At 73.0% G+C, this 10,876-nt stretch carries 2 protein-coding genes; both read right to left on the bottom strand.

The features are described 5' to 3' along the window. Window positions 1-701 (bottom strand): polyketide synthase (locus tag ABZV91_RS30925; RefSeq protein ID WP_355249275.1); only part of this gene is annotated, 701 nt, incomplete at its 3' end. Beyond that, window positions 698-10,864 (bottom strand): type I polyketide synthase, encoded by a 10,167-nt coding sequence (locus ABZV91_RS30930; RefSeq protein ID WP_355249276.1) that lies wholly within the window; start codon window positions 10,862-10,864, stop codon window positions 698-700. The genes ABZV91_RS30925 and ABZV91_RS30930, both read right to left, overlap by 4 nt. Between the last annotated feature and the right edge of the window lie 12 nt (window positions 10,865-10,876).

Raw genomic sequence — 10,876 nt, forward strand, 5'->3', positions numbered from 1 at the left:
CCACCCGCCAACGCCAGCGACGTATCCCCCTGCCGCAACGCCTGACACGCCAGATGCAACGCCACCAACGACGACGAACACGCCGTATCCACCGACAACGTCGGACCCTTGAAACCGAAGGTGTAGGACACCCGGCCCGACAGCACGCAGCTGGCCGCGCCCAGATAGGCGTGCCCTTCCGCTTCGGCCGTCAGCTCCGGTGAACCGACCCGCGGCCCGTAGTACTGGTGGAAGACACCGGCGAAGAACCCGGTATCGCTGCCGCGCAGGGACACCGGGTCGATACCCGCGTCCTCCAGCGCCTCCCACGACGCCTCCAGCATCAGCCGCTGCTGCGGATCCATCACCGCGGCCTCCCGGGGCCCGATCCCGAAGAAGCCGGCGTCGAAATCCGGTGCGGAATGGAGGAACCCGCCCTCCCTCGTGTAGATGGTGCCCGGCACCTCGGGGTCCGGATCGTAGAGCCGCTCCAGGTCCCAGCCGCGATCGGCGGGTAGCGGGCCCACCGCGTCGGTTCCCGCGTCGACCAGCTCCCACAGTTGTTCGGGAGTCCGGACCTCGCCGGGATAGCGGCAGCTCATCCCCACGATGGCGATGGGTTCGCGAGCCCGGTCCTCGAGTTCGCCGATGTGTTTGTTGGCTGCGCGCAGGTCCCCGGTCAGTTTCCGCAGATACCGGGTGAGCCGTTCCTCGTTGCTCATGCTCGGCCGAACTCCTCGTCGATCAGATCCAAAAGCTCGTCGCTCGAATGCGCGGCGAGGTCGTCGTATTCGTCGGCCGGCCATCGGCCGCCCAGATGGGACCGCAGCCGGTCCCCGATGCCCAGCAGGGCGGTGACCGTCGGCTCGTCGTCACCCGCGGTGGCCAGCACCCGGTCGACGAGTTCCGCGAGCCGAGCGAGGTCCGCGTCCGGTTCGGCGGGGTCGGCGGGCGGTGCCGCCGGGACCGCCGGGACCGCCGCGGCCAGTTGCTCGTACAGGTATCCGGCCATATCGGCGAGCGTCGGATAGTCGAAGACCAGGGTCGAGGGCAACTGCAGTCCGGTCACCGTGGACAACCGGTTGCGGAAGTCCACGCCACCGAGCGAATCGAAGCCGAGTTCGTCGAAGCCCTGCTCGGGCCGGATATCGGCGGCCGACGAATGGCCGAGGACCGCCGCGGCCTGTTCGAGCACCAGATCGGTGACGGCCTGCTCCCGTTTGTCCGCCGGGATCCGGTCCAGCGTGAACACCCGCGACCGCCGACCGGCCGCACCGCCCGCACTCCGGACGAATCCGCGCAGTGCCGTCGGCACCGTATCCCCCTGTCCCGCACGGCGCAGGGCCTGCGCGTCGAAGCGCAACGGCACCACCACCGGTGGGTTCCGGGGATCCGCGCCGACCCCGGCGACGGTGTCGAACAACCGCAGACCGTCCGCGCGGCCGAGCGGGTGAACTCCGGCGCGGGCCAGCCGGGCGATACCGGCTTCGTCCAGCGCCCCGGCCATACCTCCGGTGTCCACCCGCTCCCACAGCCCCCAGCCGAGTGCGACCGCGGGCAACCCCTCGGCCCGGCGCCGGATCGCCAGCGCGTCCAGGAAACTGTTGGCCGCGGCGTAGTTGCCCTGACCGGCCGACCCGAGCACGCCGGCGATGGAGGAGAACAGGACGAACGCGCGAAGGCCGGTCTCCCGAGTGGCCTCGTGCAGGATCCAGGCCGCGTCGGCCTTCGGCGCGAGCACGTGATCTGTCCGCTCCGGCGTCAAGGTGGCGACGGTGGCGTCGTCGAGCGTGCCGGCCGCGTGGATCACGGCCGTCAGCGGACGCTCGGCCGGGACAGCCGCGAGCAGGGCCCGCACCGCACCGGGATCGGAGACGTCACAGGCCTCGATCCGGGGCCGCGCGCCGAGCGCGATCAGCTCCGCGCGCAACTCCGCCGCACCCGGCGCGTTCACACCGCCACGCGAGACCAGGAGCAGATCGCGGACATCGTGTTCGGTGACCAGATGCCGGGCCAGCACCGCCCCCAGACCGCCGGTACCCCCGGTGATCAGCACGGTGCCGGTCCCGAAGTCCGGCCGGGCCGCGGCGTGCTCCGCGGGCACCAGACGCGGCGCCAGCAGGGTGCCGGCCCGGATCGCGATCTCGGCTTCCCCGGACGCGAGCGCCCGCCGCACCACCTCGGCCGGGACGGGTTCGTCGGCGGCGGTGAGATCGAGCAGCACGATCTGTCCCGGGTATTCGGCCTGCGCACTGCGTACCAGTCCGGCCGCCGCCGCGGCGGCCAGATCAGGAGACGCGCCGGGCAGTCCGGCCGCGTCGCCGGTGATCACCACGAGCCGGGTGCCGGCCGCGGCACCGCTGCTCTGCCATGCCTGCACGGTCCGCAGTGCCGAGTGGACCCGGTCGTGGACCGCACCGGCGATATCGCCGGTGCGCCCGACCGTGCCGGCGGCGACGGACCACAGCACCGCGGCGGGTTGCTCGCCCTCGTGGGCGACCAGCGCGTCGAGGTCCGGGAACCACTCCGGCACACCGGTCACCGGTACCGGTCCGAGCGCCGCGAGGACACCGGACGACGAGTCGCCGGCCGGCGCCACCTCGGTCCACTCCAGCCGCAGCACCGCCGGCGCGCCGGTCGACGAGGCGCGCAACCGGTCGACGTCGTAGGTGCGCATCACGGCCTCGTCGATGGAGACCACCGGATTGCCGGCGGCATCGATCGCCGCCAGCGCGATGGCGTCGGTGCCCTTCGACACGGCCATCACCCGCAGCGGGCCCGGTCGCACCACCTCGTGGAAGCGCGCGCCCGCCCAGCGGAAGAGCAGTTTTCCGAGCTTCGGGTCACCGTCGAGTTCCGGCCACATCAGGCAGGCGAGCGCGGCGTGCCCGAGTCCGTCCAGCAGACCGGGATGCACGGCGAAATCGTCCGGATCGACGCCCGGGTCGAGGGCGACCTCCGAGAACACGGTGTCACCGCGCCGCCACGCGCGCTCGGTCCCGCAGAACGACGGGCCGTACTCGAGCCCGGCCGCCGCCGCGATATGCGCCGGAATCCACTCCGGGTCCACGGGTTCGGCGTCGCGCGGCGGCCAGGGTTCGGCCCGCAGCCGGTCCAGCAGCGGTTCCGCCGCCGGACGGGCCCCGGCCAGGATGCCGCTGGCATTGCGCACCCAGTCGGCACCGTCGTCGCCGGCGCGGCGGTAGTGGAAGACGAAGGGGCGCCGGCCCGTCTCGTCGGCCTCGTCCACCAGCACCTGCAGCTCGATCGCGCCGTCCGGGGGAGGGAGCACCGGCGCCTCGAGAGTCAGTTCGGCGACCCCCGAACTACCGAACCGCGGGCCCGCGACCAGCAGCATCTCCAGCAGCGCGGTACTGGGCACGACCATCGCACCATGACTGACGTGATCGGCGAGCCACGGATGCGTGCGGGCCGACAACCGGCCGGTGAGCAGCCATTCGTCCTTGCCCGCCAGCCGCACCACCTCGGTCAGCACCGGATGGCCCGATCCGCTCGCCGCGGTCGCGGCCGCCGGCCGCAACCAGAAGCGCTGATGCCGGAACGCGTAGGTGGGCAACGCGACCCGCGCCGCGGCCCGATCGGCGTACAGCGGCTGCCAGTCCACCCGCAGCCCGGCCACATGCGCCCGCGCCAGTGCGCCGACGAACTGGACGGGTTCGGCCGTCGCCCGGCGTGCCGCGGCGATCACCGCCGATTTCGCCTCGACGCCCGGTATCTCGGCGAGACACTGGCGGGTCATCGCGGTGAGTACGGCGTCCGGTCCGATCTCCAGGAACCGCCGTACCCCGGCCGCGGCCAGCGTCTCGATGCCCGGCGCGAACCGGACACACCCGCGGACCTGCGCCACCCAGTACTCCGGATCGGTCAGTTCGGTCCCGGCGACCGCGCCGGTGAGGTTCGAGACGACCGGTAGCTGCGGCGGGTGGTAGGTCAGTCCGGCGGCCACCGCCCGGAATTCGTCCAGCATCGGGGACATCCGCGCCGAGTGGAACGCATGACTCACCCGCAACCGGCTGAACTTGTGCCCGGCGGCGACGGCCCGGCGTTCGACCTCGGCCACCGCGTCGGAATCGCCGGAGAACACCACCGAACCCGGTCCGTTGATCGCGGCGATCGACAGTTCGTCGCCGTATCCGGCGGCCAGTTCCGCGGCGTCCGCCGCACCGACCGCGACCGCTGTCATCGCCCCGCCCGCGGGCAGGGCGCCCATCAGCCGGCCGCGCGCGGCCACCAGCCGGCAGGCATCCGACAACGACCACACCCCGGCGGCGTAGGCGGCCGCCAGTTCCCCGATCGAATGGCCGATCACCAGATCGGGTACCGGGCCGAACGATTCCACCAGCCGCCACAGCGCCACCTCGAAGGCGAAGAGCGCGGGCTGGGTGAACTCGGTGCGGTCCAGCTCGGCCGGGTCGGCCGGGTCGAACACGAGTTCCCGCAGCGGACGGCCGAGCAACGGGTCGAATTCCGCGCAGACCTCGTCGAACGCGGCGGCGAACACCGGGAACACGCGGTAGAGGTCCGCGCCCATCCCGGCGCGCTGGGCACCCTGCCCGGTGAACAGGAAAGCGGTCCGGCCCACGCCGGCCATACCCTCGGCGACGGCCGCGGATTCGGCGCCCGCGACCAGATCCGTGAGACCGGCCAGCAATTCGTCGCGGCCGGTACCCACGATCGCGGCCCGCCACTCCAGCTGCGCGCGGGATTCGACCAGCGACGCGGCGATATCCCAGGCCGGGGTGTCCGGGTGGGTGACCCACCAGTCCCGCAGCCGCTGCGCCTGCGCCCGCAGACCGGCCGCGGACGAGGCCGAGACCAGCAGCGGCACCGGCGATTCCGGCGCCGCTCCGGACGCGGGCGCCGGCCGTGTGGACCGGGCCGCGGGCGCGGGCGCTTCCTCCAGAATGGCGTGGGCATTGGTGCCGCTCACCCCGAAGGAGGAGACCCCGGCCCGGCGCACCCGCCCGCCGGCCGGCCACGGCTGCGCCTCGGTGAGCACCTGGACGTCGCCGGAGGACCAGTCCACATGCGGGCTGGGCTCGTCGGCGTGCAGGGTGCGCGGCAGCATCTCGTGCCGCATCGCCTGCACCATCTTGATCACCCCGCCCACCCCGGCCGCGGCCACGGTGTGGCCGATATTGGATTTGAGCGAGCCGATCCGCAGCGGCCGGTCGGCGCGGTCCCCGCCGTAGGCGGCGATCAGGGCCTGGGCCTCGATCGGATCACCCAGTGTCGTCCCCGTCCCATGCGCTTCCACCGCGTCGATATCCGCCGGCGCCAAACCCGCGTCCGCCAATGCCGCCGCGATCACCCGCTCCTGCGACGGACCGTTCGGCGCCGTCAAACCATTGCTGGCCCCGTCCTGATTCACCGCCGTACCCCGGACGACGGCCAGGATCTCGTGCCCGTTGCGGCGCGCGTCGGAGAGCCGCTCCAGCACCAGCACACCGACGCCTTCGGCGAAGGCCACACCGTCGGCGGCGGCGGAGAACGCCTTGCACCGTCCGTCCGGCGAGAGCCCGCGCTGCCGAGCGAAATCGACGTAGAGATACGGGCTGGCCGCCACGGTCACCCCGCTGGCGAGGACCAGCGAACTCTCCCCCCGCCGCAGCGCCTGGACGCCCAGATGCAGGGCGACCAGCGACGACGAACACGCGGTATCGACGGTCACGGCCGGCCCCTCCAGGCCGAACACGTAGGCGACGCGCCCGGAGATCACACTGCTGGTGGTGCCGGTGAGCCGGTAACCCTCCAGATCACCGACCACCCGATCGATATAGCCCGAGTAGCCGGCGCCCGCGAACACCCCCGTGTCGCTGCCGCGCAGCGATACCGGATCGATGCCCGCGTCCTCCAGGGCTTCCCACGACACCTCGAGCAGCAGGCGCTGCTGCGGGTCCATCGCCGAGGCCTCCCGCGGGCCGATCCCGAAGAAGCCGGGATCGAAATCACCCGCGTCGTAGAGGAATCCGCCCCGCCTGGTATAGACGGTGCCGGGTTTGTCGGCGTCCTCGTCGAACAGCCGCTCCAGATCCCAGCCGCGGTCGTCCGGGAAGTCGCCCGTCGCGTCCCGGCCCGCGGCTACCAGATCCCACAGGCCCGCCGCGGAATCGGCACCGCCGGGGAACCGGCACGCCATCCCCACGATCGCGATCGGCTCGTCCACCCGTGTCCGCCGCACGACCTTCTTCACCGGAGCGTCCGCACTCGGCGCCACCCGGGCCAGCACCAGCCCGGCCACCGCCACCGGAGTCGGATGATCGAAGACGAGGGTCGAGGGCAGGGTCAGCCCGGACGCCTTGCTCAGCCGGTTGCGGAATTCGACCGCGCCCAGTGAATCCAGGCCGATCTCGTCGAAACGCTGATCGGGGCGGATATCGTTGCCCGACTCGTGCCCGAGTACCGCCGCCACCTGCGCACGGACCACCTCGAGCACCAGATCAGCGCGCTGCGCCGCGGGGACTTCCGCGAGCGCGGCACCCAGCGAGCCCGCCGCATGGCCGGCCGCACCGTCACCCGGCGCGCGCACCGGACGCGCCGCCGGGCGCACCAGACCGCGCAACACCACGGGCACCGCACCAGGATCGGCTTCGCGGCGCACCGCGGCCGGGTCGAAGCGCACCGGGACCGGCCGGGCCTGCTCCCCGGCCAGCGCGGCGTCGAAGAGCCGCCGGCCCTCGGCGCCGGCCAGCGGACTCAGGCCCAGGCGCTGCCACCGGGCCACCGCGACCCGGTCCAGCCCGCCGGTCATCCCACTGCCCTGCTCCCACGGCCCCCAGGCCAGCGATACCGCCGGCGCCCCGGAGGCGCGTCGCCGCTGCGCGAGCGCGTCCAGGAAACTGTTGGCGGCCGCGTAATTACCCTGACCGGCCGACCCCAGGATCGCGGCCACCGAGGAGAACAGCACGAACGCCGCGATATCACGGTCGCGCGTCAGCTCGTCCAGCCACCAGGCGCCGTCGATCTTGGGCGCGGCCACCCGGTCCACCTGCTCGGCGGTCAGCGAGGCGATGGTCGCGTCCTCGAGCACCCCGGCGGTGTGCACCACCGCCAGCGGCCGATCTGTTCCGATACCGTCGAGCAGGGCGCGCACCGCGTCCCGGTCGGCGATATCGCAGGCGACCACCCGCGCGTGGGCGCCGGCCGCGTCCAGTTCCGCGACCAGCTCCGCGGCACCCGGCGCGGCCGGACCCCGGCGGGAGGTCAGGACCAGCCGCCGTACCCCGTACTCGGCCACCAGGTGCCGGGCGAACAGCGCGCCGAGTCCACCGGTGCCCCCGGTGATCAGCACCGTCGCGTCCGCCGGCAGCGACCCCGCACCGCGGCCGGTGGACGTGGCGGCCCGAACCAGGCGCGGTACCAGCGTTTCCGCGCCACGCACCGCGACCTGGGGTTCGCCGGATCGCAGGACCGCCGCGAGGCGGTCGGCGTCCACCGGACGGTCCGGTTCCGCGTCGACGAGCACGAACCGCCCGGGGTTCTCCGACTGCGCGACCCCGGCCAGGCTCCGGACCGCGGCGGCGCGCGCGTCCGGGATCTCGCCGGGCAGGTCCGCGGCACCCGTGGTCACCACGACCAGGCGGGTCCCGGCGAGACGGTCCTCCGCGAGGAACGACCGGAACACGGCGAGCGCGTCGCGTACCCCGGCCCGGACCTCCACCGGCGCGCCGGCCGCCGCAGTGGCGGCCCGCCAGACGAGCACATCCGGTACCCGCTCGGCCGCGGCCGCCGCGGCGGGACTCGGGTAAGCGGAGTCGATCCCGGATATCCCGCCGTCGCCGAGCACCGCGGGCGACCAGCCGAGCTGCTCGCCCCCGGCCGGACCGGCCGGCTCCCAGCGCACCTGGTACAGGTTCGCGGCGGCACCGGGCAGGGTGCTGCGGAATTCCTCGACGTCGTACGAGCGCATCACCACCGCGTCCACGGAGACGATCGGGTCGCCCGCCGGATCGACGGCGGCCACCGCGACGGTCTCCGGCCCGGTCACGACCGCCATCACCCGCAGGGTGGTCACCTCCGCCCGGCGCCCGGGCTCGGTGGCGTGGAACCGCGCACCGCCCCAGCGGAACAGCAGCCGGCCGGTATCGGAGTCGCCGTCGCCGTCGCCACAGAGCAGCCGGGAGAAGCCGGCGTGCATCACCATGTCCAGCAGGGCGGGATGCAGCGTATGGCGGCCGGCCTCCGGCGCCGCCGCGGTATCCAGCTCGATCTCGGAGAACACGGTGTCGCCGCGCTGCCAGGCCGCCCGCACACCGAGGAAGGCCGGACCGTATTCCAGGCCGGTGTCCTTGGCGATGAGTGCCGGAAGTCCCACACTGTCCAGCGGTTCGGCATCCGCTGGGGGCCATGTCTCGTCCCGCAACCGCGCAGGCAGATCCGCCTCGCCGGAAGTCGGCCCGGCCAGCGCGCCGGTCGCGTTGTGCACCCATTCGGTCTCGCCGGCGACGCGGAAGTAGAACTCGAACGGGCGGCGCCCCTGTTCGTCGGCCGCCTGCACCAGCACCTGCAGCTCGATCTCGTCGTCACCGGTCGGCAGGATCGGCGCCTGCAGGGTGAGTTCCTCCACCGTGCCGCACCCGATCCGGGCGCCCGCGACCAGCAGCATCTCGATCAGGGTCGCGCTCGGCAGCACCACCACGCCGTAGGTCATGTGGTCGGCCACCCACGGATGGGTGCGCAGCGAGAAACGCCCGGTGAACAACCATTCGTCGGACCCCGCGAGTCCGAGTACCCCGGTGAGGACCGGATGTTCGAGCGAGGACACCCCGGTATCGCCCCCGGAGTCCAGCCAGAAGCGGCGCCGTTGGAAGGCGTAGGTCGGCAGGCCGATCCGGCGCACCGCGCGACCGGCGAACCAGGCCCGCCGATCCACCGGCACCCCGGCGACCTGGATCTGCGCCAGCGCGGAAACGAACTGCGTGACCTCGGCGTCGGCCGGCGTACCGGCCGCGGACCCGACCGGACGGCGCGCGGTCGCGGCCACCGTGGCGGCCGCCTCGGCCTCCGGATGCTCCGCCAGGCACCGCCGCGTCGCGGCGGCCAGCACCGCGTCCGGCCCCACCTCCACGAAATGCCGGACTCCCGCCCCGACCGCGGCGTCCACACCCGGGGCGAACCGGACACAGCCGCGGACCTGCCGCACCCAGTGTTCGGGATCGGTCAGGGTGTCCCCGTCGATTTCACCGGAGACGTTCGATATCACGGTCCGTTGCGGCCGCGCGTAGGCGATACCGGCCGCCACCGCCCGGAATTCGGCGAGCATGGGGTCCATCCGCGCGGAATGGAAGGCGTGGCTCACCCGCAGCCGGTTGGTTTTCACTCCCTGAGCGGCCAGCCGGACCTCGACCTCGGAGACGGCGTCCTCGTCACCGGAGAGCACGGTGGAGGCCGGATCGTTGACCGCGGCGACCGAGAGCCGGCCCGGGAACTCGGCCACCAGTTCCCGCGCCACCGTTTCCGGTACCGCCACCGCCAGCATCGCACCGCCCACCGGCAGCGCCCCCATCAGCCGGCCGCGCGCGGCGACCAGCGCGCACGCGTCGGGCAGGGACCACACCCCCGCCGCGTAGGCCGCCGCCAGTTCGCCGATGGAATGGCCGATCAGCACATCCGGGACGACACCGAACGATTCCAGCAGCCGCAGGACGGCCACTTCGTACGCGAACAGCGCCGGCTGGGTGAACTCGGTCCGGTCCAGCACCCCGCCGGCGTCGGTGAACATGATCTCTTTCAAGGAGCGCCCCAGCAGCGGATCGAACTGCGCGCACACCTCGTCCAGTGCGGTCGCGAACGCCGGGAACGCCTGATACAGCCCCACGCCCATACCGGTCCGCTGCGCGCCCTGACCGGTGAACAGGAACGCGGTCCGGCCCGGGCCCGCGCGCCCCACAAGCGCCCCGGGCGCACCCGCCGCCACCTCCGCCAGACCGGCGAGCAGCGCGCCGCGATCGGCTGCCGGTATCACCGCGCGGCATTCGAGCAGGGCCCGGGAGGTCGCCAGCGAATAGGCGACATCGTGCAGGTCGGCCTCCGGTGCGCCGATCAGCCACTGCCGCAGCCGGTCCGCCTGGCCGCGCAGCGCGTCCTCCGATCGGGCCGACAGCACGAACGGAACGAGATCCGTCGCGACGGCCGGCGCGGTCCCGGCGGCCGCGGCGCCCGGTTCGACCGTAGTGGTCTCACCGGTCGCGGCAACCGCCTCGGCCGGTGCCTCCTCGAGGATCATGTGCGTATTCGTGCCGCTCACCCCGAAGGAGGAGACCCCGGCCCGGCGCACCCGCTCCCCCGCCGGCCACGGCTCCGCCTCGGTCAGCAACCGCACAGTGGCCGGATCCCACTCCACATGCGGCGACGGCGCATCCACGTGCAATGTCTTCGGCAACACCCCGTGGCGCATGGCCTGCACCATCTTGATCACACCACCCACACCCGCCGCCGCGGAGGTATGACCGATATTCGACTTCAACGAACCCAACCGGAACGGACCACTCTCCCCCCGGGCGCCGTAGACATTGATCAACGCCCGCGCCTCGATCGGATCACCCAGCATCGTGCCCGTACCGTGCGCCTCCACCGCATCGATATCCGCGGGCTCCAGACCGGCACTCGCGAGCGCCGCGGCGATCACGCGTTCCTGCGACGGGCCGTTCGGAGCGGTGAGCCCGTTACTGGCCCCGTCCTGATTGACGGCCGAACCCCGCACCACCGCCAGCACATCGTGTCCGAGTCGCCGTGCATCGGAAAGCCGCTCCAGCACCAGCATCCCGAGCCCCTCGGAGAAGCCCGTCCCATCCGCCGCCGCCGCGAACGCCTTACACCGCGCATCCACCGACAACGCCCGCTGCCGCGCGAACGCGATCAACAACGACGGATCCGA

It is taken from the genome of Nocardia sp. NPDC004568 (assembly GCF_040609955.1).
GTDB lineage: Bacteria > Actinomycetota > Actinomycetes > Mycobacteriales > Mycobacteriaceae > Nocardia.